Origin of the sequence: Mycolicibacter heraklionensis, assembly GCF_001021505.1 — a bacterium.
Taxonomy (GTDB): Bacteria; Actinomycetota; Actinomycetes; order Mycobacteriales; family Mycobacteriaceae; genus Mycobacterium; species Mycobacterium heraklionense.
In genome coordinates this window covers 396,553-419,035 of record NZ_LDPO01000001.1, presented here as the reverse complement: position 1 = coordinate 419,035, position 22,483 = coordinate 396,553, and the positions used below count along the sequence as shown (strand labels likewise).

At 68.3% G+C, this 22,483-nt stretch carries 23 protein-coding genes; 8 read left to right on the top strand and 15 right to left on the bottom strand.

Features of this window, described 5'->3' with window-relative positions; genetic code table 11:
- Positions 1 to 10: 10 nt before the first annotated feature.
- Genes ABW16_RS02125 through ABW16_RS02110 form a run of 4 tightly spaced genes read right to left on the bottom strand, consistent with a single transcriptional unit; the run spans position 11 to position 2,504 of the window.
- Complete coding sequence (locus ABW16_RS02125; protein ID WP_052956755.1) at positions 11 to 517, bottom strand: LpqN/LpqT family lipoprotein; 507 nt, start codon at positions 515 to 517, stop codon at positions 11 to 13.
- Between the two features lie 19 nt (positions 518 to 536).
- On the bottom strand, positions 537 to 809 hold the full coding sequence (locus tag ABW16_RS02120; RefSeq protein ID WP_047317426.1) for a hypothetical protein: 273 nt from the start codon (positions 807 to 809) through the stop codon (positions 537 to 539).
- A gap of 49 nt (positions 810 to 858) precedes the next feature.
- Positions 859 to 2,196: a putative alpha/beta hydrolase gene (locus ABW16_RS26340; protein WP_052956754.1), complete on the bottom strand. Its 1,338-nt coding sequence runs from the start codon at positions 2,194 to 2,196 to the stop codon at positions 859 to 861.
- Positions 2,193 to 2,504 (bottom strand): DUF2563 family protein, encoded by a 312-nt coding sequence (locus tag ABW16_RS02110; protein ID WP_047317425.1) that lies wholly within the window; start codon positions 2,502 to 2,504, stop codon positions 2,193 to 2,195. The genes ABW16_RS26340 and ABW16_RS02110 overlap by 4 nt, the downstream gene beginning before the upstream one ends.
- Before the next feature lie 170 nt (positions 2,505 to 2,674).
- Here ABW16_RS02110 and ABW16_RS02105 point away from each other — a divergent pair, with 170 nt between their 5' ends.
- A complete protein-coding gene (locus tag ABW16_RS02105; RefSeq protein WP_047317424.1) occupies positions 2,675 to 3,031 on the top strand; it encodes a hypothetical protein in 357 nt (118 codons plus the stop codon).
- An 11-nt stretch (positions 3,032 to 3,042) separates the two neighbouring features.
- Here ABW16_RS02105 and ABW16_RS02100 read toward each other — a convergent pair whose 3' ends face one another.
- Positions 3,043 to 3,966, bottom strand: coding sequence for an oxygenase MpaB family protein (locus ABW16_RS02100; protein WP_047317423.1), 924 nt, complete (start codon positions 3,964 to 3,966; stop codon positions 3,043 to 3,045).
- 68 nt (positions 3,967 to 4,034) lie between these two features.
- On the opposite strand from ABW16_RS02100, the gene ABW16_RS02095 reads away from it, so the two are divergent.
- Positions 4,035 to 4,670, top strand: a complete 636-nt coding sequence (locus tag ABW16_RS02095; RefSeq protein WP_047317422.1) for a TetR/AcrR family transcriptional regulator — start codon at positions 4,035 to 4,037, stop codon at positions 4,668 to 4,670.
- A 22-nt stretch (positions 4,671 to 4,692) separates the two neighbouring features.
- On the opposite strand, the gene ABW16_RS02090 is transcribed toward ABW16_RS02095, so the two are convergent.
- The 9 genes from ABW16_RS02090 to ABW16_RS02050 are packed head-to-tail and all read right to left on the bottom strand — an operon-like array spanning position 4,693 to position 16,528.
- Entirely contained in the window at positions 4,693 to 5,853 is a 1,161-nt protein-coding gene (locus ABW16_RS02090; RefSeq protein WP_412178174.1) for a serine hydrolase domain-containing protein, read from the bottom strand.
- 20 nt (positions 5,854 to 5,873) lie between these two features.
- Complete coding sequence (locus tag ABW16_RS02085) at positions 5,874 to 7,334, bottom strand: biotin carboxylase (RefSeq protein WP_047317420.1); 1,461 nt, start codon at positions 7,332 to 7,334, stop codon at positions 5,874 to 5,876.
- Between the two features lie 53 nt (positions 7,335 to 7,387).
- Positions 7,388 to 7,987: a DUF1707 SHOCT-like domain-containing protein gene (locus ABW16_RS02080; RefSeq protein ID WP_047317419.1), complete on the bottom strand. Its 600-nt coding sequence runs from the start codon at positions 7,985 to 7,987 to the stop codon at positions 7,388 to 7,390.
- 58 nt (positions 7,988 to 8,045) lie between these two features.
- Complete coding sequence (locus tag ABW16_RS02075; protein ID WP_047317418.1) at positions 8,046 to 8,882, bottom strand: enoyl-CoA hydratase family protein; 837 nt, start codon at positions 8,880 to 8,882, stop codon at positions 8,046 to 8,048.
- Positions 8,882 to 10,060 (bottom strand): acyl-CoA dehydrogenase family protein, encoded by a 1,179-nt coding sequence (locus ABW16_RS02070; RefSeq protein ID WP_082133905.1) that lies wholly within the window; start codon positions 10,058 to 10,060, stop codon positions 8,882 to 8,884. The genes ABW16_RS02075 and ABW16_RS02070 overlap by 1 nt, the downstream gene beginning before the upstream one ends.
- Positions 10,057 to 12,054: an acetyl/propionyl/methylcrotonyl-CoA carboxylase subunit alpha gene (locus ABW16_RS02065; protein WP_047317417.1), complete on the bottom strand. Its 1,998-nt coding sequence runs from the start codon at positions 12,052 to 12,054 to the stop codon at positions 10,057 to 10,059. The genes ABW16_RS02070 and ABW16_RS02065 overlap by 4 nt, the downstream gene beginning before the upstream one ends.
- Before the next feature lie 12 nt (positions 12,055 to 12,066).
- The gene (locus tag ABW16_RS02060; protein ID WP_047317416.1) at positions 12,067 to 13,662 is read right to left on the bottom strand and encodes an acyl-CoA carboxylase subunit beta; all 1,596 of its coding nucleotides are present in this window, start codon (positions 13,660 to 13,662) and stop codon (positions 12,067 to 12,069) included.
- Positions 13,659 to 14,807 (bottom strand): acyl-CoA dehydrogenase family protein, encoded by a 1,149-nt coding sequence (locus ABW16_RS02055; protein ID WP_047317415.1) that lies wholly within the window; start codon positions 14,805 to 14,807, stop codon positions 13,659 to 13,661. Before ABW16_RS02055 ends, ABW16_RS02060 begins: the two co-directional genes overlap by 4 nt.
- Complete coding sequence (locus ABW16_RS02050; RefSeq protein ID WP_047317414.1) at positions 14,804 to 16,528, bottom strand: acyclic terpene utilization AtuA family protein; 1,725 nt, start codon at positions 16,526 to 16,528, stop codon at positions 14,804 to 14,806. The genes ABW16_RS02055 and ABW16_RS02050 overlap by 4 nt, the downstream gene beginning before the upstream one ends.
- 178 nt (positions 16,529 to 16,706) lie before the next feature.
- Between ABW16_RS02050 and rpmF the strand changes: the two genes are divergently transcribed.
- From rpmF to ABW16_RS02020, 6 genes are all read left to right on the top strand, one after another.
- Positions 16,707 to 16,880: a 50S ribosomal protein L32 gene (rpmF, locus tag ABW16_RS02045; RefSeq protein ID WP_024442852.1), complete on the top strand. Its 174-nt coding sequence runs from the start codon at positions 16,707 to 16,709 to the stop codon at positions 16,878 to 16,880.
- A gap of 63 nt (positions 16,881 to 16,943) precedes the next feature.
- Positions 16,944 to 17,636: a response regulator transcription factor gene (locus tag ABW16_RS02040; protein ID WP_024442851.1), complete on the top strand. Its 693-nt coding sequence runs from the start codon at positions 16,944 to 16,946 to the stop codon at positions 17,634 to 17,636.
- A complete protein-coding gene (locus ABW16_RS02035; RefSeq protein ID WP_047317413.1) occupies positions 17,636 to 19,087 on the top strand; it encodes a HAMP domain-containing sensor histidine kinase in 1,452 nt (483 codons plus the stop codon). Before ABW16_RS02040 ends, ABW16_RS02035 begins: the two co-directional genes overlap by 1 nt.
- 55 nt (positions 19,088 to 19,142) lie before the next feature.
- Positions 19,143 to 20,585, top strand: coding sequence for a S1C family serine protease (locus tag ABW16_RS02030; RefSeq protein WP_047317412.1), 1,443 nt, complete (start codon positions 19,143 to 19,145; stop codon positions 20,583 to 20,585).
- A gap of 46 nt (positions 20,586 to 20,631) precedes the next feature.
- Positions 20,632 to 21,126: a MogA/MoaB family molybdenum cofactor biosynthesis protein gene (locus tag ABW16_RS02025; protein WP_047317411.1), complete on the top strand. Its 495-nt coding sequence runs from the start codon at positions 20,632 to 20,634 to the stop codon at positions 21,124 to 21,126.
- 229 nt (positions 21,127 to 21,355) lie between these two features.
- On the top strand, positions 21,356 to 21,784 hold the full coding sequence (locus tag ABW16_RS02020) for a large conductance mechanosensitive channel protein MscL (protein ID WP_047317410.1): 429 nt from the start codon (positions 21,356 to 21,358) through the stop codon (positions 21,782 to 21,784).
- 6 nt (positions 21,785 to 21,790) lie between these two features.
- Here ABW16_RS02020 and ABW16_RS02015 read toward each other — a convergent pair whose 3' ends face one another.
- A complete protein-coding gene (locus ABW16_RS02015; RefSeq protein WP_047317409.1) occupies positions 21,791 to 22,441 on the bottom strand; it encodes an SAF domain-containing protein in 651 nt (216 codons plus the stop codon).
- Between the last annotated feature and the right edge of the window lie 42 nt (positions 22,442 to 22,483).

Genomic DNA, 22,483 nt, shown 5'->3' with positions numbered 1-22,483 from the left:
CCCAGGGGCGTCACGGGGTGGGCAGGTGGACTTCCAGGGAATCCAGCAGTGCCTGCTTAGCGGCGATGTAGTGGGGGTTGTCGGCGTCGGTGGTCTGCAGGGTGAGCGTGATCGCCCAGATCCGGTCTGCCGTGTTCTGCACCGCGACGAGCAGGCCGGTCGCGGGTCGGCCCTGCAGGTTGTAGGTGATCGTTCTGCTCGGAAAGCCCGACACCGTGCCTGCGACGTCGGTGTCGAGGTCACCGACGAGGTCGATGACCGCGGCGCGCTCCTTGGCCAGGGCCTGCGATGGCAGTCCCACCTGGCCGGTGAGCTCTTCGCACGTCACCACCGCGTTGGGCGTGAAGCCGTGCCGCCGCAGCTCCTGGTTGAACAGGATGCCGCGGATCGACGTCTCGTCTTTGCCCGGCATGAACCCCCAACCCGGCGGCCGGGGGAGGGTGATCGTCGGTTCGTCGGGCGTGCGGGGATCCAGCTGGATGAGTCCCTCGCTGGCTGGCTGACTCTCGGGTTCCACGTCAAGTCCTTTCCGTGCGTCAGGAACGAGAACCAGGCCAGCGCCCGATCGGCCAGCGTTTGCGGACGTAGACGGCGCCGAAGCAGAGGTAGGCGAAGAACGTGCCGCCAGCGACGGCGCTGAGTAAGTCCGACGTTTCGGGGTTCTTCACTGAGCCGTAGAGCGCGACGGCGAACAATGCGGCGCACACCATCGGGCCGATGACCCAAAACAGCCACTTCGACTTCGCGTCCTTGCGTGGATCCACCGGAATTGCGATGAGAAGCCCGACTACCCCGGCGATGAAGATCATGCGCTCTGCGTTGCTGATGGTGATCGTTCTCCCTTACCTGTGGCCCAGCTCAGCCGAAGAGGCTACGCCAAACACTGTGTGACAAATCCGAAATCTCTTCGCCCATCTTCTTTCCGATGTCGCTGCCGATCACGCCGCCGACCACCGCTCCGACGCCGGCGCCGATGACGGTTCCGGCCCCCGGGACGATCATGGTCCCGATCCAGGCCCCCGCTTCGGCCCCAGTGGTGGCGCCGACCAAGCCACCGCCGATATCTCCCACGGTTTTGGCGCCGACGTCGACCAGGGTGGTGCTCAGGGCGGCACCGTTGCTCACGTCGTTGGCGCCCTCGACGATCCCGTTCACGCCGGTGACGAAGTTTCCGACGAAACCCAGCCGTTTGCCGAACCTCTCGACGGTCTCCAACGCAGTACCCATCGGGACGCCGCCCGGAATTGCGGCGCTCGGCGATCCGCCCGGGACGAACTTCCCAACATTGGCGGGTACGTTCGCACGTTCACCTGCCGCCGCGAGGCCGTCGCCGACGTTGCCCCATTTGCCGTTGACCTGGGTGGGTTGGCTCGGCCGGGCCGGCGGACCCCCGGGTGGAATTATCGCCGGGGTTCCGGACGTCAGCCAGGGCGCGATGACCCCGGCGGCGCCGTTACCGTCGGCGCCCGTGGGCGTGCCGGTGGGAGTCGCCCCGGCGCCACCGTCGCCACCGGCGGCGCCCGCGGGCGGGCCGGTGGGAGCCGCCCCGGCCCCGCCGTCCGCCCCGCCGGCCGGTTGGTTCTCGGCGTCGTACTTGCGGATATCGGGGTTATAGCCGTCCTTGACCCGCAGGTTGGTCAGGGCCTGCTTCAGGGTCTTGGAGTAGTCGTTGCGGAAAAACGTCTCGTTGTGCAGGGCCGTCTCGGTGTCGGCCTTGGCTGCCTGACGAACATTCTCGATATCGGCGTCGCGATCCAGGCCCTGGTTCTCCAGGTCGAGGTAGTGGCCGATCAGATAGTCGGCGGTCCCCAGGTTCTCATTGAGTGACTTGATGTTGCCCCGCGAGGTTGCCCGGGCCTGAGCCAGGGCGGCAGCGATGGTCTCCAGGTCGGCGGCGATCTGACCGAGCTGCTCATTGGTGGCATGCAGGCTGTCTTTGACGCGCTGCACCTCGGCCCCGTTGTTGATGGGTTGCTCGCCGTTTTCGCGGTTGTACTGCGTGAAGTGTTCTTGGGCGGCGCGGAAGGACTCTTCGGCGGCGGTGGCCGAACCCGCAGCAGAATGGAAGGCCTGGGCCAAGAAGTTGATCTGGGTGGGGCTGCCGGCCTGCAGACTGTCATCGATCGCCCACGGATCACCACCGGCCTGCGCGACGAGGTCGTCGACGTTCAGGTGCTGCAGCGTGGGACGACTCACTGCTGCGGGCCGGCGACGTCTCGCAACAGTGTGGCGTTGTGGTTGTCCATCTGGGTGAAGCCGGCGGCGGCGGTGCGCACGTTCTCGGCGATGCCGGTGAGGTTCTGGTGGTGGCCCTGCAGGGCGTCGCGATGACTGTCCTTGGCGCTGCCCAGCGCGGCGTGGAAACCGTGTGCGTCGTCGAAATCGCCGAACATCTTGGCGGTCACGCCGGCCACGTCGAGGCGCTGGGCGCCCTCGTTGGCGTGCCCGCCGGCGTCGTCGGACACGTTTGCCCCGGTGCGCAACGCATGGGGGATGACGTGCATCGCCTGTCACCTTCCGTCCGCTGGTGTCGGGATAAAAGCCTACCGACGGGCGCCGAACCGTCAATTCACCCGCAAAACCAAGGGAAAACCCTGTTTCGCCACCGTGCCGCCGAATCCTAGATTCAGCCAAGGGGCCTCCGGGAGGAAGGCCGGGAGGAAGGAGTGAGGCCGTGTGGTTCAAGGGTCTTGCTGTTGCTGCGGGCCTGATCGGGGCCGCTGTCGAATCGGTCGGCCCCGGGCGGCCCGCGCCGCTTTCGGGGACCTACACGATGACCATCACGGACGGCGCCGGCATAGTCCGAGCCGGATCCGCCTATACCTGGTTCCTGGCCCCGTGCGGTGCCGACTGCCTCAACATCCATGACACCGACATCGGCTGGGACAGGGACGCCCACCTTGAGGGCAACCGGTGGGTGTGGACCCTCGATGAGGGCAAATTGACCCATTCCTTCGACCAGAAGACCCTGGCCGGGACGCTGGCCGGCTCGTCAGCCACCATCTGGTGGGTGTTGACCAAGAACGCCTGACGGCGGCGGCGTCACACCAGCGGGCGACCGGCGCGGATGCGACGGTCGAGGTCCCACAGGATCAAGTTGAACGGGAAGCCGCGCAAGAACTGCGGCAGCAGATTGTTGACGCCGCGAAGAGCGCCCATCAACCGGTCGAACCGACGTTGCTTGTCGGCGTCCCACGGCAGCTGCATCTCGTCACGGAAGCGCTGCGGAAGGAAGCCGGTGGTGATCAGCAGCGCGAGCCGCTCGTTGGCCCGCTGCAAGGGGCCGGGCAGGGTCAGGCCCCGCAACCGGCTCGCGGCGATCGGCTTCAGGTATTCGCGGACGGCGTCGTCGATGTGCACTTTGTCCAGCTGCTCCTGCCAGTACTGGTCAAAGGCGGCCCGGTCGGCAGGCCACATGTCCTCGGGCACCTGCAGCATGGTGGCCATCGCCTTGCCCTCATTGTGGTAGTGCCGGTCGGCGTGCTCGTCGTCCATCTCGCCGAGGAAGATCCGGTGGATGTCGACGTTGCCCTTGTACAGGCAGGCCCCCACCCACAGCTGCAGGTCACGGTCGAACGCGTTGTACTTCACCGGGCTGTCAGCGGTGGACCGAACCTGACGGTGCGCACTGTTCACCGCTTCACGGAAGGCGGCCTTCTGCTCGTCGCTGCCCTGGGTGGAGACCACCAGGTAGGTGAACGTGGTGCGAGCTCGCTTGATCGGATGCAGGTCAACCCGGCCGCTTTCGACCTTGCTCTCCATCACGCCGTAGCCCACCCCGGGCCGGGCGAGTTGCATGATCACGTTGGCGGGTCCGGCCAGCAGCGCCACGCCCATCATCATGTTGTCGTCGCAGGTGACCTGCGGCAGCCAGGAACGTCTGGAACGCCTGGGTGGCGCGGGGTGCGCGCCCAGCGAGTCGTTCACCGAACGCTCCACCAGGGGAACCGGCTCGCTGATTGTCATTACTGCACCTCGCTGATTGTGAGAACGTCGGTTTCCTGATATTGCCCAGCTGAGGGCCCGGTGTCAAGATGGTGAACGTGGTTTCTGCCGTGCCCGAGCGCCCCTACCGGGGTGTGCAAGCAGCCGACCGGCTGGCCGAGCGCCGGGAGCGCCTGCTGGCGGCCGGGCTCGACGTGCTGGGCGCCCGTGAGTTGGTCGAGTTGACCGTGCGCGGGATCTGCCACCGGGCCGGGGTGGCGTCGCGGTATTTCTACGAGAGCTTCGCCGACAAGGACGAGTTCGTGGCCGCGGTGTTCGACCGAGTGGTCGGTGACCTGGCGGCCAGCACCCAGGCCGCGGTGGCTGCGGTGCCCTCGGCCGAGCAGACCCGCGCCGGGATGGCTCACTTGGTGGCGGCCATCGCCGGGGACGCTCGCGTCGGCCGGATGCTGTTCAGCACTCAGCTGACCAACGCGCTACTGGTGCGCAAGCGCGCTGAATCCAGCGCGCTGTTCGCCATGTTGTCCGGCCGCCACGTGCAGAACGTCTTGCGGGTGCCGGGCAACGAGCGGATCAAGGCGGTCGCGCATTTCGTGGTCGGCGGGGTGGCCCAGACGATCAGCGCCTGGCTGGCCGGCGATATCAAGCTGGCGCCGGAGCACCTGGTGGACCAGCTGACCGCGCTGCTGGGCCAACTCGATGACCCGGCCCTGTTCCGGGGCTGAGTCCGATGGCGATGGCCCGCTGCTAGCCGAGTTCCCGCGCCATCGCATCGAAGGCACGCAGGGTGTCGGAGAACATCCGCGAGTCAGCCGCGTAGGACTGGGTGGACAACTTGGCGCCGACCACCTCCGCGGCGCGGTTGATATAGATCAGCTGGCCGCACATGCCCTGGCACAACACCACATTGCTGCCCGGGTAGGGGAACCACACCTGATTGCGGTACATCCCGCCGGGCATTCCGGTGTCATCAGGGCTGGCGGCGAACGCCTGACGCGAGTCGGGACCGCCGTCGAGGGTGTCGGCGATCCACGCCGCCGGCACCACCCGCCGGCCGGTCAACGAAACCCCGCCGCGTAAGAACAGCGACCCGAACCGGATCAGGTCGGTGAGGCAGGCGCTGATGCCGCCGTCGAAAAACCCGGTGCCGACCGGGTCCACGCCTATGGTGGCGTCGCATTGGGCACCGATGCGGCTCCACACCAGCTCCGACATCAGTTCGGGCATCCGCTGGCCGCCGGCGACCTCGCAGATCCAGCCGAGTACGTCGGTTTCGCACGAGCGGTACTCGAACGGGCCGCCGTGCGCCGACTTCTGCCGCAACGTCAGCAGGAAATCACACAGAGTGGCCGGACTGTCCGTGCCGCTGCCGGGGGCCCACCCGACCGCCTCGTCGAGGGTGTGTATCTCCGCGGTCGGGTGCAGGTAGTTGTCCGAGAAGGCGATACCCGAGCGCATATCCAGCAGGTGGCGCACCGTCGCGCCGGCGTAGCCGCAGTCCGCCAGTGCGGGCACGTACGCGGTGACCGGTGCCTCGAGGGCGATGGCCCCCGCCCCGTGCAGCGCGCCGACGACGGCGGCCACCATCGACTTGCTCACCGAGAACAGCAAGTGCCGGGTGCGTGCTCCCAGTGCGCCCAGATACACCTCGGCCACCAGCGCGCCGCGGTGGGCGACGGCCCACCCGTCGGTCGCGGTGGCCTCCATGACGGCGCCGACGGCGGCGACGGCTCCGTCCGTCGTGGTCACCGGGACCGAGGCCAGCTCGCCGCCGGTCGTGGGCAGCACCGCGGCGGGCCCGGTCCCACGCGCAATCACCGCGGTCGGCACGAAGTCCTCAACGTGCTGAAACGACCACCGCGAATACGGTTCAGACAGCCAGTTGTCCAGGGAGATCCCGTCCGGGATGCGGCCCGGCGCGGCGTCGCTCACGCGCGCGCGACGAGCCGGGAGACGATCGGCGTGGCCGGTGTCAGGGGTGTTGAGACAAATTTCGCTCTCATGCCTTTGACCCAGCGCTGGCAGCGTTCGGTCAGTCGATAATCGGTGGTCTGCAAGTGTCCGCGGGTGACGAGTACGCCGAGTTGGGCGCCTTCGGAACGCAAGTCGCCGGGTGCCGCGACGCGCATGTAGAACGCCTCGGACCCGTCGAGCAGTGTGGCCCAGTCGTTGGCGGACCGCGCAAAGGACACCCGGCCGTCGTCGTCGATGCGCCACACCCCGGTGCGCGGCGTCGCGGTGAAGAGCTCGACCTCCGGCGAGGTCTCGTTGATGATCACCTGGCCCCAGACCTCGTCCTCTCCATAGCCGCGCTCCCAGCGCGCGTTGATCTCGTCGATGTCGAGCTCATACTCCACGTCCATGTACTCCAGCAGATGGAACAGGAACAGCGGCATGTCGGCGTAGGCCTCGGTGGTCAGGTTGGTCATCGGGCTGGCGCCGGACAGTCGCGGGTTGACCTCGCCGAGGTAGAGCTCGTCGGAGTCCAAGTCGTGCAGCAGGTCCACTTCGAAATAGCCGCGATAACCTTCCCGGCTCAGGATGTCGCCCAGCTTTCGCACCATTTCTCGCGCGGCGTGCGTCTGGTCTGGCGGGAGTACTTCGCGCCAGATGTCGTTGCCGCACCAGGCGCCGGGATTCGGAGTCAGCTCTGAATAACCGACCAGACTGGTCATCGCGGGGCCGATTACGGTGCCGTGGCGGGTCACCGCACCTTCGATGCACACCTCGACATTGCGGATCCGCTTCATGGCTTTGAATTCCTGCTCCGCGGTCAGCTCAGCGGCGTGCTGGTCCCAGTCGGCCTGACCGCGCACAAAGAACGTCCCGCTGCCAGCGTTGCCATAAGGGATGGAGATGACGAGGTCATCTCCTAATCCGGCGTCCCGCGCCAGCGTCAGCAGTTCTTCGTAGGAGCCGGCCCGCCCCATCACGTGCGGCACACTCGGCACGCCCGCCGAGTCGGCCAGGCGCGTCATGATGGTCTTCGAGCCCAGGCGATTGCGCACCGCCACCGAGGGGTGCATGACCTCCAGACCGGCCTGCCGCGCGAGCGTTTGCGTTTCTTCTTCCATCATCACGAAGCAGGCTTTGCCACCGGGGCCCCGGCCCGCGATGAACTCGAGTGTCTCGGGATCGGACAAGAGGTGATTGCACACATCGCCCATGGAGTCGAAATCAAGGCGGTCCCGTCGCCGGGGCACGAACACCCGCGAATGCGTGCCCTCGAACGAGTCGAAGTAGGTCAGGTAGAAGAAGTTTCGAACCCAACGGTCGATGCCCAGCAGGTTGAACGGGGTCGGCGAGATGAAATACAGCGGCGTGGTGTTGGTGTGGAAGAACGCGCGTACGTCAGAGATGCCGGTCAGACAGCGGCGCGGTGTCTCCATGCCCAAAGTGTGCCCTTGCTCCGGCGCACATGTCGAGACCGCCGCGGCTGGTCTCAGCCGCGCGGTTTGCGGTTCTTGCGGCGGATGCCGACCCCGCCCCACAGCGAGAAACCGCGCACCTTGACCGTCGGTGCACCCGGGGTGCCGGTGCCCTCGACCTGCTGGTCGAAGCCGCCCATCACGCCGTAACCGTGGATGTCCACGTTGACCTCCGGCGGCAGCAGAATGGTCTGTCCGCCCATGATGGAGTAGGCGTTGATCTCGACGTCCGGCGAGGTGAAGTCGGCGTAGCGCAGGTCGATGACGCCGCCGCCCCACAGGGAGAATGTGGTCAGCCGCTTGGGCACGTTCCACCGACCGCGCCGCTCGAAGGAACTCATGATCGCCAGCAGCAACGTGGACGGGGCGGGTTTGCAGTCACCGCCGCGGTGCGGGCACACCGAGGAGCCCGGCAGGTCGGCGCGCAGACGGTCGAGCTCGTCGTAGGTCTGCGCCGCGTAGGCCTTGGCGAGCCGGGCCTCGTACTCGCTCATCGGCAGTTGGCCTTGCGCGACGGCGTCGCCCAGCACCTGCGCCAACTGGATCCGGTCGGTGTCAGCGGCGCGCGACTGGGTGCCGTTCGAGTCGACGCCACGCCGGGTTGAGTTCCTCATCGGATACGTAGCCTACGACTAACCGCGTTTGCCGCAAGCTGGGTTGCCCAAAGTGGAGTCAGCCGGCCCAGCTGGGTGGGCGCTTCTGCAGGAATGCCAGCATCCCTTCCCGAGCTTCGTCGGAGACGAACATCCGCGCCGACGCGACGCTGAGCGGTTCGGCGTCCCGGTCGAAACCGGCCAGCACCGCCGCGGTGGTCAGGGCCTTGGACGCCGCCAACCCCTGCGGGGACCCGAGCCGCAGGTTGGCAACCAGACCGGCGACTGCGGCGTCGACGTCATCGGCGGCCAGGGTGATCAGCCCGATCGCCGCGGCTTCGGCGGCGCCGAACTTCTCGCCGGTCAGGTAGTAGCGGGCCGCGGCTCGCGGCGAGAGCTTGGGCAGCAGCGTCAGCGAGATGATCGACGGCGCCACCCCGATGCGGGCCTCGGTCAGGGCGAAGGTGCTGGCCGGCCCGGCGACCGCGAGGTCGCAGGCGCCGACCAGCCCCATGCCGCCGGCCCGCACGTGGCCGTCCACCGCCGCGATCACCGGCCGCGGCGACTCGACGATCGCGCGCAGCAGCGCTGCCATCTCACGGGCCCGGTCCGCGGCCAGCTCGCCGGGTCCAAGCGGCGGTCCCAGCTTCGCCTCTCCTCCGTCGAGCCTCGCTGAACCGCCGGGGTCACCCCCGCTGGCCTCACTCAGGTCCGCACCGGCGCAGAACGTGTTGCCGGTGTGGCCCAGCACCACCACCCGCACGTTCGGGTCGGCCGCGGCGTCGCGCAGCCCGGCGTGCAGCTGGGCGACCAGCTTCGACGACAGCGCGTTGCGGTTGTGCGGCGAGTCCAGGGTCAGCCGGGCCGAACCGTCGCCGGTGTGTTCCGGCCCGGTGTAGGAGACCAGCGTGTCCATCAGTACGACCGCGGCAGGCCCAGCGAGGTCTGCGCGACGAAGTTGAGGACCATCTCCCGGCTCACCGGGGCGATCCGCGCCAGCCGGGACGCGGTGACCGCCGCGGCGATGCCGTACTCCTTGGTCAGGCCGTTGCCGCCGAGGGACTGCACCGCCTGGTCCACCGCCCGGGTCGACGCCTCACCGGCGGCGTACTTGGCCATGTTGGCCGCCTCCGCCGCGCCGAAGTCGTCGCCGGCGTCATACAGCGTCGCCGCCTTCTGCATCATCAGCTTGGCCAGCTGAATCTCGATGTGGTTCTGGGCCAGCGGGTGCGACAGGCCCTGGTGCGCGCCGATCGGGGTCTTCCACACCTGGCGGGTGGTGACGTAGTCCACGGCCTTGCCGATCGCGAAACGGCCCATGCCGACCGCGCTGGCCGCGCCCATGATGCGCTCCGGGTTCAGCCCGGCGAACAGCTGGGCGATGGCGGCGTCCTCGGAACCCACCAGCGCGTCGGCCGGCAGCCGGACGTCGTCGAGGAACACCTGGAACTGGCGCTCCGGGCTGATCAGCTCCATCTCGATGGGCGTGTAGCTCAGCCCCGGAGCGTCGGTGGGCACCACGAACAGCGCGGGCCGCAGGTTGCCGGTCTTGGCGTCTTCACTGCGGCCGACCACCAGCACCGCCTGCGCCTGGTCGATGCCAGAGATAAAGGTTTTCTGGCCCTTGAGGATCCAGTCCGACCCGTCGCGGCGCGCGGTGGTGGTGATCTTGTGCGAGTTGGACCCGGCGTCGGGCTCGGTGATGGCGAAGGCCATGGTCAACGATCCGTCGGCGATACCGGGGATCCAGCGCTGCTTCTGCTCGTCGGTGCCGAACTTGGAGATGATGGTGCCGTTGATGGCGGGCGAGACCACCATCATCAGCAGCGCGCAGCCGTTCGTCGCCATCTCTTCCATGACCAGCGACAGCTCGTACATACCGGCGCCGCCGCCGCCGTACTCCTCGGGCAGGTTCACTCCGATGAAGCCGAGCTTGCCCGCTTCGTTCCACAGTTCGTCGGTGTGCTCGCCGGCGCGGGCCTTCTCCAGGTAGTAGTCCTGGCCGTAGTCGCGGGCCATCGCCGCGACTGCCTCGCGCAGGGCGCGCCGTTCGTCGCTTTCGATGAAGCTGGTGTCGCTCTTGGAATCGGTCACAGTGGATCTCCTTCTGCTTGCGTTGTCTCGGGCTGTTCGACACGGGCCAGCACGGCACCGACCTCCACTTGGTCGCCGGGCTTGACGTCGAGCTGGGTGAGCACACCGTCGGTCGGTGCGCTGATGGTGTGCTCCATCTTCATGGCTTCCAGCCAGATCAGGGGCTGGCCGGCGGTCACCTGGTCGCCGACGGCTGCGCCCAGCCGGATCACGTTGCCGGGCATGGGCGCCAGCAGTGACCCCTGCGCCACCGCCGACTCGGGGTCGGGGAACCGAGGCAACGCCACCAGGTGGACACCGCCGGCGGGGGAGTCCACCCAGATGTCGGCGGAGCCGACGTCGCCGTAGCGGGCGACGGTGAACGTGCGGGCGACGCCGGCCGGGTCGGCCAGTACCACTTCGTCCGGGGTCGACGACACCAGGGTGACGTCGTCGTTGATGATCAATCCCGTTCGGGTGAAACGGTATTCGACGCGGTGTTCGGCCCCGGTGTCGTCGAGGTAGCCCTTGGACTGGAATCCCGACGCCAGGTTGCGCCAGCCGCCGGGAATGGAGCCGAACGCCTGGGCGGTGGCCCGATTATGGGCGGCGTCGGCCAGGGCGGCCGCGATTGCGCTGGCCCGCACCGTCGCGGCGTCGGCCAGCGGCGCCGACAGTTCCGTCAGACCGTGCGTATCGAAGAACGCCGTGTCGGTGGCGCCGTCCAGGAAGGCTGGATGCCGCAGGACGTTGACCAGCAGGTCACGGTTGGTGCGCAGCCCGTGCAGCCGGGTGCGCGCCAGCGCGCCTGCGAGCACGGCCGCCGCCTGCCGGCGGGTCGGCGCGTAGCTGATCACTTTGGCCAGCATCGGGTCGTAGTAAATGGAAACGGTCGACCCGCCGACGATGCCGGAGTCCAGCCGGACGCCGGTGCGCCGGGACAGCGTCTCGAACTGAATCGTTACGCCCGGAACGTCGAGGGCGTGCACCGGCCCGGCCTGCGGCTGCCACCCGTGGGCCGGGTCTTCGGCATAGAGGCGCACCTCGATCGAATGCCCGTGTGCGGCCGGCGGTTCGGCGTCCAGGCGAGCCCCGTCGGCCACCGCGATCTGCAGTTCGACCAGGTCGACACCGGTGGTCTCCTCGGTGACCGGGTGCTCGACCTGCAGCCGGGTGTTCATCTCCAGGAAGTAGAACTCGCCGCGGGAGTCGGCCAAAAACTCCACGGTGCCGGCGCCGGTGTAGCCGATCGCGCTGGCCGCCAGCCTGGCGGCCTCGAACAGCTTGGCGCGCATCCCGGGGGTGCGTTCCACCAACGGCGACGGCGCCTCCTCGATGACCTTCTGGTGGCGGCGCTGAATCGAGCATTCCCGTTCGCCGACCGCCCACACCGTGCCGTGCTGATCGGCCATCACCTGGACCTCGATGTGATGCCCGGTCGGCAGGTAGCGCTCGCAGAACACCGTCGGGTCGCCGAACGCCGACGCGGCTTCGCGCTGAGCGGCCGCCACTTCGCCTGCCAAGGCTGACAATTCGCTGACCACCCGCATGCCGCGGCCGCCACCACCTGCGGAGGCCTTCACCAGCACCGGCAGTTGGTCGGCGGTGACGGTTTCCGGGTCGAGTTCTTCCAGAACCGGCACCCCGGCCGCGGCCATCATCTTCTTCGACTCGATCTTGGAGCCCATCGAGGTCACCGCGGCCACCGGCGGCCCGATCCAGGTCAGCCCGGCGGCCTGCACGGCAGCAGCGAATTCGGCGTTCTCGGAGAGGAATCCGTAACCGGGATGGATGGCGTCGGCGCCGGCCGCCTGGGCTGCGGCGATGATCGCCTCGGCGGACAGGTAGCTGGTGGTCTCCGGCAGGCGTACCTTCGCGTCGGCTTCGGTGACGTGCGGCATGCCCGCGTCGGGGTCGGTGTAGACCGCGACCGTGCCCAGGCCCAGTCGACGGCAGGTGGCGAAGACCCGTCGAGCGATCTCGCCGCGGTTGGCCACCAGAACAGTGCTGATCATCGGCGGTATCCCCTACATCCGGAAGACGCCGAAGTTCGACGTCCCCTCGATCGGGCCATTGGCGATGGCGGACAAACACATTCCCAATACGGTGCGGGTGTCGCGGGGGTCGATCACCCCGTCGTCGTAGAGCATCCCGGACAGCACGAGCGGCAGCGACTCGGCTTCGATCTGCCCTTCGACCATGGCGCGCATGGCGGCATCGGCCTGCTCGTCGACCTGCTGCCCGCGGGCCTCGGTGGCCGCCCGGTTCACGATGGACAGCACGCCCGCGAGCTGTGCCCCGCCCATCACCGAGGACTTGGCCGACGGCCAGGCGAACAGAAAGCGCGGATCGTAGGCGCGCCCACACATGCCGTAGTGCCCTGCCCCATACGACGCGCCGAGCAGCAGCGAGATGTGCGGCACCGTCGAGTTGGACACGGCGTTGATCATCATCGAGCCGTGCTTGATCATGCCGCCCTCTTCGTAGTCCTTGCCCACCATGTAGCCGGTGGTGTTGTGCAGGAACAACAGTGGGGTGTTGGAGCGGTTGGCCAACTGGATGAACTGGGTGGCCTTCTGGGATTCCTCACTGAACAGCACGCCTCGCGCGTTGGCCAGGATGCCGATCGGATATCCGTGTAGCCGCGCCCAGCCCGTCACCAACGACGACCCGTAGAGCGGCTTGAACTCATCGAAGTCGGAGCCGTCGACGATCCGTGCGATCACCTCTCGCGGGTCGAACGGGATGCGCAGGTCTGCGGGCACGATCCCGATCAGCTCTTCGGCGTCGTAGTTGGGTTCGACGACGGTGGCCGGCTTCGGGCCTTTCTTGGTCCAGTTCAGCCGGGCCACGATCCGCCGACCGATCCGCACCGCGTCAAGCTCGTCGTTGGCGAGGTAATCACCCAGTCCCGAAGTGCGCGAGTGCATCTCGGCACCGCCGAGCGACTCGTCGTCGGACTCCTCGCCGGTGGCCATCTTCACCAGTGGCGGCCCGGCCAGGAATACCTTGGACCGTTCCTTGATCATCACCACGTGATCGGACATGCCGGGCACATAGGCCCCGCCGGCAGTGGAGTTGCCGAATACCAGCGCGATGGTCGGGATGCCGGCGGCCGACAGTCGAGTCAGGTCGCGGAACATCTGGCCGCCGGGGATGAAGACTTCCTTCTGGGTGGGCAGGTCCGCTCCGCCGGATTCCACCAGGGAGATCACCGGAAGCCGGTTTTCCAAAGCGATCTTGTTGGCCCGCAGGATCTTGCGCAGCGTCCACGGGTTGGAGGTGCCGCCTTTGACCGTCGGGTCGTTGGCGACGATCATGCACTCCACGCCTTCGACCGCGCCGATCCCGGTGACCAGGCTGGCACCGACCTGGAAGGCGCTGCCCCAGGCAGCCAGCGGGCACAGCTCCAGGAACGGTGAGTCGGCGTCGATCAGCGCTTCGATGCGCTCCCGGGCGGTGAGCTTGCCGCGGGAATGGTGGCGGTCCACGTACTTGGGTCCGCCGCCGGCGAGTGCCTTGGCGTGCTCGGCATCGATCTCGGCGAGTTTGTCGGTCAGCGCGGACGCCGCGTCGGTGTAGGCGGGGGAGTTGGGGTCCAGGGTGGACTTCAGGGTCGTCACGATTGGTATCCCAGGGTCTTGGCGGCCAGTGAGGTCAGGATCTCGGTGGTTCCCCCGCCGATGCCGATGATGCGCATATCCCGATACTGGCGCTCCACCTCGGACTCGGCCATATAGCCCATGCCGCCGAACAGCTGCACCGCCTGGTTGGCCACCCACTCACCGGCCTCCACCGCGGTGTTCTTGGCGAAACACACCTCCGGGATGAGGAAGGCTTCGCCGGCTAGCTGCCGCTCGACGACGTGGCGGGTGTAGACCCGGGCCACATCGATGCGGCGGGCCATCTCGGCCAGGGTGTTCTGCACCGCCTGCCGCGAGATCAGCGGCCGGCCGAAGGTCTCCCGGTCCCGGCACCAGGTCAGGGTCAGATCCAGGCAGCGCTGCGCGCTGGCATATGCCTGCGCGGCCAGCCCGACCCGCTCGGAGACGAACGCCGCGGCGATCTGGGCGAAGCCGGTGTTCTCGACGCCGACCAGGTTGGCCGTCGGCACCCGGGCGTCGACGTAGGACAGTTCGGCGGTGTCCGAGGATCGCCAGCCCATCTTCTCCAGCTTGCGGCTCACCTCGAAGCCCGGTGTGCCCTTCTCGACCACCAGCAGCGACACCCCGGCCGCTCCCGGCCCGCCGGTGCGGACCGCGGTGACGACATAGTCGGCGCGCACCGCGGAGGTGATGAAGGTCTTGGAGCCGTTGACCACGTAGTGGTCGCCGTCAAGGCGCGCCGTGGTGCGCAGGTGCCCGACATCCGAGCCGCCGCCGGGCTCGGTGATGGCCAGCGAACCGATCTTCTCGCCGGCCAGCGTGGGGCGGACGAACTCCTCGATGAGTCTGGCGTCGCCGGAGGCGATCATGTGCGGCACCGCGATACCGCAGGTGAACAGGGAGGCGAATACGCCGCCCGGCGCCCCGGCGTGGTGCATCTCCTCGCAGACGATCACCGCGTCGGCGCCGTCGCCGCCACTGCCGCCGACCTCCTCGGGGAAGCCCGCGCCCAGCAAGCCGACCTCGGCGGCCTTGCGGTGCAGTTCGCGCGGCAGCTCGCCGGAGCGTTCCCACTCGTCGACGTGCGGCAGAATTTCGCGTTCGACGAAACCGCGCACGGTCTTGCGCAGCGCCTCGCGTTCGGGGGTGGTCCAGATACTCACGGGGTCCCTTCTGGTAGGAGTCGTTCGGGTATCTCGAGATGACGGCTGCGCAGCCATTCGCCCAGTCCCTTGGCCTGCGGGTCGAATCGGGCTTGGTAGGCCACGCCCTGCCCGAGGATGCCCTCGATCACGAAGTTCACCGCGCGCAACTTCGGCAGCAGGTGACGGGTGACGGGCAACTCGGCGGTTTCCGGAAGCAGCTTCCGCAACATCTCAGTGGTCAGCGTGTGGGCCAGCCAGCGCCACTGTTCATCGGTGCGCACCCAGACCCCGACGTTGGCCGAGCCGCCCTTGTCGCCGCTGCGGGCGCCGGCGATCGCCCCCAAGGGCGCCCGACGGCTCGGTCCGGCCGGTAGCGGCTCGGGCAGCTCCGGATCGGCGGCCGGCGCCAGCTCAAGAGTTTCCGAGGCGGACGGGATGTCCACCCGGGTGCCGTCGGCGTGCACGGCGACGTGCGGCACCTGCGTGGCATCGACATAGCCCGGGGTGAACACCCCGTAGACCTGGCCGTCACCGGGTGGGGCGGTGACGCAGAACCCGGGATAGCTGGCCAGCGCGAGCTCGATGCCGGCCGCGGAGAACTTGCGGCCCACGTTGGCCGGGTCCGGGTCGCGCACCACACAGTGCAGCAGGGCACTGGCGGTTTCCTCGGTGTCGGCGTCGGGGTGGTCGGTGCGCGACAACGTCCACTCCAGCTCGGCCGGCCGGACGGTCATGGCCGCCTCGAGCTGGGTGCGCACCAGCTCGGCCTTGGCCTCGATGTCCAGGCCGGTCAACACGAAGGTGGTGGAGTTGCGGAACCCGCCGATGCTGTTCAGCGAGACCTTGTAGGTGGGCGGCGGCGCCTCGCCGGTCACGCCGGAGATCCGCACCCGGTCCGGGCCACCGGTCTTGTCCAAGGCCAGTTCGATGCTGTCCATGCGCGCGGTGACGTCGGGGTTGGCGTAGCGCGCGCCGGTCACCTCGTAGAGCAGTTGCGCCGTCACGGTGTCGACGCTGACCAGCCCGCCGGTGCCGGGATGCTTGGTGATCACCGACGACCCGTCGGCGTGGATCTCGGCGAGCGGGAACCCGGGGTGCAGCAACTTCTCGGTGGGTATCTCGGTGAAGAAGGAGTAATTGCCGCCGCTGGCCTGGATCCCGCACTCGATGACGTGGCCGGCGACCACGGCCCCGGCGAGCTGGTCGTAGTCGGTGCGTGCCCAGCCGAAGTGCGCGGCGGCGGGTCCCACGATGACGGAGGCGTCGGTGACGCGCCCGGTGATCACCACATCGGCACCGCCGGCCAGGCACTCGACGATGCCCCAGGCGCCCAGGTAGGCATTTGCGGTTAGGGGACTGCCCAATCCCAGCTCAGCGGCGCGCGGGAGCAGGTCGTCGCCTTCGACGTGGGCGACGCGGGCCGGGATGCCCAGCCGCTGTGCCAGCTCGCGCACCGCGTCGGCCAGGCCGGCCGGGTTGAGCCCGCCGGCGTTGGCCACGATGCGAACGCCCTGGTCGAGGGCCAGTCCGAGGCATTGTTCGAGCTGGGTCAGGAAGGTCTTGGCGTAACCGCGTTCGGGGTGCTTCATCCGGTCGCGGCCCAGGATCAGCATGGTCAGCTCGGCCAGGTAGTCACCGGTGAGGTAGTCCAGTTCACCACCGGTGAGCATCTCGTGCATTGCGGCGTGACGGTCGCCGTAGAACCCCGAGCAGTTACCGATCCGAACGGCTGCTGTCATCCCCAATTCCCATCCCTCAACCAACCGGTAGGTTAGCCGGTACCGCCGGTGTCGCGTCAAGGCGCATCGTCACCGATCGGAGCTATTTTGGAGCCGACGCTGGTCACCGGCTATCCTTTCGGATAGTCCCGCCGCTGGTATCGAGCGGCACTATGCCCACAACAGGAGAGGCTCGACCATGGCCGTGCCGAAACGCAGGATGTCGCGTGCGAACACTCGTAGTCGCCGCGCGCAGTGGAAGGCTGAGGCAACCGGCCTGGTCAATGTGACGGTCGCCGGCCGCGCGCACAAGGTGCCGCGCCGCCTGCTCAAAGCCGCGCGTCTGGGCCTTATCGACCTCGACCGCCGCTAAATAGGCTCCGACACGACCTGCTCTGACCCTCCAGATCGCCTTTCGGATGATTGGATAGCACCCATGGCTACCCGGGTACTGGTTGTTGATGACGATCGCGCTGTGCGCGAGTCGTTGCGCAGGTCTCTGTCGTTCAATGGTTACTCGGTCTCGCTGGCCACCGACGGCGTCGAGGCGCTCGAGGCGATCACCAGCGACCGTCCGGACGCGATGATCCTGGACGTCATGATGCCGCGGCTGGACGGACTGGAAGTCTGTCGTCAGCTGCGTAGCACCGGTGACGACCTGCCGATCTTGGTGCTGACGGCCCGGGACTCGGTCTCCGAGCGGGTCGCCGGCCTGGATGCCGGCGCCGACGACTACCTGCCCAAGCCGTTCGCGCTGGAGGAACTGCTGGCGCGGATGCGGGCGCTGCTGCGCCGCACCACCGCCGAGGACCTGTCCGAATCGGTCGCGATGTCGTTCGAGGACCTGACGCTGGACCCGGTGACCCGCGAGGTCACCCGCGGCGACCGGCAGATCAGCCTGACCCGCACCGAGTTCGCCCTGTTGGAGATGTTGATCGCCAACCCGCGCCGGGTGCTGACCCGCAGCCGGATCCTCGAGGAGGTGTGGGGCTTCGACTTCCCCACCTCGGGCAACGCGCTGGAGGTCTACATCGGGTACCTGCGTCGTAAGACTGAAGCCGAAGGCGAGCCGCGGCTGATCTACACCGTGCGCGGGGTGGGTTACGTGCTTCGCGAGACTCCTCCCTGATGCAATCCTTCCGCCGTCGACAGGGTGAAGAGGCGAAGAAGACCTCCCTGTCGCTGCGCTGGCGGGTGATGCTGCTGGCGATGTCGATGGTGGCATTGGTGGTGGTGTTGATGGCGGTGGCCGTCTACGCCGTTATTTCGGCTGCGCTCTACAACGACATCGACAATCAGTTACAGAGTCGCGCGGAGATGCTGATCGCCAGCGGCTCGCTGGCCGCCGATCCGCGCAAGGCGATCGAGGGCACCGCCTACTCCGACGTCAACGCCATGCTGGTCAATCCGGGCCGGTCGATCTACACCGCCAATCAGCCCGGCCAGCGGCTGCCGGTCGGGCAGCAGGAGAAGGCCGTCATCCGCGGTGAGCTGTTCCTGTCGCGCCGCACCGCATCCGGCCAGCGGGTCTTGGCCGTGCACCTGCCCAACGGCAGCACGCTGTTGATCTCCAAGAGCTTGGCGCCCACCCGGGCGGTGACGATGAAGCTGCGGTGGGTGCTGCTGGTCGTCGGCGGGGTGGGTGTCGTGGTGGCCGCGGTGGCCGGCGGGATGGTCACCAGAACGGGCCTCCGGCCGGTGGGCCGGCTGACCGAGGCGGCCGAACGGGTGGCGCGCACCGACGACCTGAGACCGATCCCGGTCTATGGCAGCGACGAATTGGCCCGCCTCACCGAAGCGTTCAACGCCATGTTGCGGGCCCTGGCCGAGTCGCGGGAACGGCAGGCGCGGCTGGTCGCCGACGCCGGGCATGAGTTGAAGACCCCGTTGACGTCGCTGCGCACCAACGTCGAGCTGTTGATGGCGTCCGCGGCGCCGGGCGCCCCGCAGCTGCCCGAGGAGGAGATGGCCGAACTGCGTGCCGACGCAATCGGTCAGATCGAGGAATTGTCCACGCTGGTTGGCGATTTGGTGGACCTCACCCGCGACGACCAGCGTGAGGTCGCCTACGAACAGGTCGACATCACCGAGGTCGTCGACCGCAGCATGGAGCGGGTCCGGCGGCGCCGCAACGACATCGAGTTCGACATCCAGGTGGTGCCCTGGCACGTGTACGGCGACGCCGCGGGTCTGTCCCGTGCGGTGCTCAACCTGCTCGACAACGCGGCCAAGTGGAGCCCGTCGGGCGGGGTGGTGGGATTGCGGATGCGCCAGCTCGACCCGACGCACGTGGAGATGATCGTGTCGGACGAAGGGCCGGGAATCCCGGAGAACCAACGGGAGTTGGTCTTCGAGCGCTTCTACCGGTCGGACTCCGCACGTGCCATGCCTGGATCCGGGCTGGGGCTGGCGATCGTCAAACAGGTGGTGCTCAAACACGGTGGGGCGATCACCATCGGAGAGACCGTCCCCGGCGGGCATCCGCCCGGCACATCGTTCCGGATGGTGCTGCCCGGCGGGCCCACGTCGGCGGAACAAGTACCGGCCGCAGCAGTCACAGGCGCTTCTCAGTCCACGTAGGCATGGTGGTGAGGCAACGTCGCCGCAGTCGTGTCCCTAGGAGTAGGCAACAAACATGACGAATTACCCCGGGTACCTCCCGCCGCCTCAACAACCGGAACGGTCCAACCCGACCGGTGCACCGGTGGCGGACCAACGCGGGCAGTCCGGTTATCCGGGCCGGGCCGCGCAGGGCTCGTACCCGCCGCCCTACGACTGGCGGTACGCCCCGCACCAGGGCCAGCAGCAGCATCAGCAGTCCGCCTATCGCGCCGCCTATGACGCCTCCTACGGCCGTCCCGGGGGCCCAAGCGGTCCGGGTGGTCCGGGCGGGGCACAGCCGAAGCGTTCCCGCGCCGGGGGCTTGGTGCTCGGGGCGGTAGCGATCGCGGCGATGTCCGGCGTGATGGGCGGTGTGGTGGGTTCCGCGCTGCACTCCGATCACAAGCCGGCCGCCACCGGAAGCCACCCGCCGAGCATTCAGGCCCCGGGTGTGCCGGCCGCGGTGAATCTGCCGGACGGCTCGGTGGAGAAGGTCGCGGCGAAGGTGGTGCCCAGTGTCGTCATGCTGGAGACCGATCTGGGACGCCAGTCCGAGGAGGGGTCGGGCATCATCCTGTCGGCTGACGGGCTGATCCTGACCAACAACCACGTGGTGGCCGCCGCTGCGGCTAAGCCAGACCCGGCCAACCGGCCCGACCCGGGCAGCAAGCTTGACCCGGGCAAGCCCGACAGCGGCGCCAAGGGGGCGCCGAGGACCATGGTGACCTTCGCCGATGGCCGCACAGCGCCGTTCACGGTGGTGGGCATGGACCCGGCCAGCGACATCGCCGTGGTGCGCGTCCAGGGCGTCTCGGACCTGACTCCGATCACAATCGGGTCCTCGGCGGACCTGCGGGTGGGCCAGAACGTGGTGGCGGTCGGGTCGCCCCTCGGCCTGGAGGGCACGGTGACGACCGGGATCGTCAGCGCCCTCAACCGGCCCGTCTCCACCAGCGGCGAGGCGGGCAACCAGAACACGGTGCTCGACGCGATCCAGACCGATGCCGCCATCAACCCCGGCAACTCGGGCGGTGCTCTGGTCAACATGAACGGCGACCTGGTCGGGATCAACTCCGCGATCGCCACCATGGGCGGCGACTCCGCCGAAGCCCAGAGCGGCTCGATCGGCCTCGGCTTCGCGATCCCGGTGGATCAGGCCAAACGGATCGCCGACGAACTCATCAACTCGCCGGACCACACGGCGTCGCACGCCTCGCTGGGGGTGCGCGTGACCAGCGAGCGCAGCCTGCACGGCGCCAAGGTGGTCGAGGTGGTGCCCGGCGAGGCGGCCGCGAAGGCCGGACTGCCCGAGGGTGCGACGGTGACGGCGTTCGACAAGCGCCCGATCGGCAGCGCTGACGCGCTGGTGGCCGCGGTGCGCTCCAAGGCGCCCGGCGACCAGGTGACGCTGACCTATCTGGATGCCAGCGGCACGTCCAAGACTGCGCAGGTCACGCTGGGTAAAGCGCAGCAGTGACGGGTTGGTGAGTTCGGTGTCGGAAACCGGATATACGGTTGCACCCATGGAGCAGTCCCGAGAACTCGCCGGCCGCGCCCTCGTCGTCGTTGTCGACGACCGCACCGCCCACGGCGATGAGGACCACAGTGGCCCGTTGGTCACCGAATTGTTGGCCGAGGGCGGGTTCATGGTCGACGGTGTGGTTGCCGTCGCCGCCGACGAGGTGGAGATCCGCAACGCGCTGAACACGGCGGTGATCGGCGGGGTCGACCTGGTCGTTTCGGTGGGCGGTACCGGGGTCACCCCGCGCGACGTCACCCCCGAGGCCACCCGCGAGATCCTGGACCGCGAGATCCTCGGCATCGCCGAGGCACTGCGGGCCTCCGGGTTGTCCGCCGGGATCGCCGACGCCGGGCTCTCGCGTGGTCTGGCCGGGGTCTCGGGCAGCACCCTGGTGGTCAACCTGGCCGGGTCCCGGGCGGCGGTGCGTGACGGGATGGCGACACTGAACCCGCTGGCCGCGGCGATCATCGGCCAACTGTCCAGCCTGGAGATCTAGGGCCATGCCCGGACTCGAAGAGCATCAGTCGTCGTCGGACGAACGCGACCCCGACGAGGTCCGAGAAGCCGAGGAACGCGAGCGCTGGTTGCGAGACAACATCCCGCCGCATCACGGTTGAGGTTCGACTTCACGAAATCCCCCGTACGGACTCCGCAGCGGCTATTACGGTTCGCCGTAGGCGGCGTGGCGCCGCTTCGCAGTGCATCCGTACGGAAGGGGAGTTGCGGTGCTCAAGGGATTCAAGAATTTCCTGATGCGCGATGACGTCATCACGGTGGCCATCGGTTTGGTGGTGGCGTTGGCGTTTTCCAACCTGGTCAAGGCTTTCACCGACAGCGTGATCAACCCGCTGGTCTCGGCCGCGCAGCCCGACACTGCCGGGCTGGGGCTGGGTTACCAATTGGGGGCGGAGGGTAACGAGGCGACATTCATCGACCTCGGCGCCTTCATCTCGGCGATCATCTACTTCGTCGTGTTCATGGCCACGATCTACTTCTTCATCGTGTTGCCCTACAAGCACATCCAGAAGCGACGTGGGAAGACGGTGTTCGGCGACCCGGCGCCCACCAAGACCTGCCCGGAGTGCAAATCGGAGATCGATCCCGAAGCGACAAAGTGCAAGTTCTGCGCCAGCGTGCAGCCCGCTGCGGCCTAACGGTGTTCAGCGCAGGGTAAGCGTGACGGCCTGACCGAGCGTGGCGCCGGCCACCACCACCGCGGCGGTGGCCGGCAACGCCACCAGGACCACCCGGTCATCGTGATTGTGCTTGTCGGACACCAGCACCACGATCCCGCCGGTGGCGAGCACCCGGGCGGCGCCCGGCGGACCGGCGGCGTCCTCGGGGGCGACCGTCACGACGTCGACGACGTCGCCGGGGCGCACCAGATCGATCAGGGCGGCGTCGGCCGGGTGCACACCCACGATGCGGGCATCGGGTCCGGCGGCGGCCTCGGTGAGTCGGCTGCCCAGCAGACGGACATCGGTGAGTATTTCGCCACGGCGGGCCGGGCCCGCCAGCGTGGTCTGCGCCACCGCCGCCATATCGGTGGCGGCTCCGTCGGGAACCATTTGGGCCAAACGGCTTTCGAGAGAAACATCGTCGACGGTCAGGGCTGTTCCGGGCGCGATGTCGCGGCTTGCCACCACGACGTCGAGCCGGTCGCCTCGCGGGTCGGAGCGGATCGCCGCGACGCCAGCCAGCACCACCAGGGCGGCTGCGGTCACGCGCCGGGCGCGCACGGTGCGGGTCCAGTCCGGGCGCAGTGCCTGCGATATCCGGCTGCTCAGGGTGGGGTTGAGCGAGTCGCCCATGGCGGCACGCTAACCGGTAGGTTCACCGGGCGTCGTCGACCC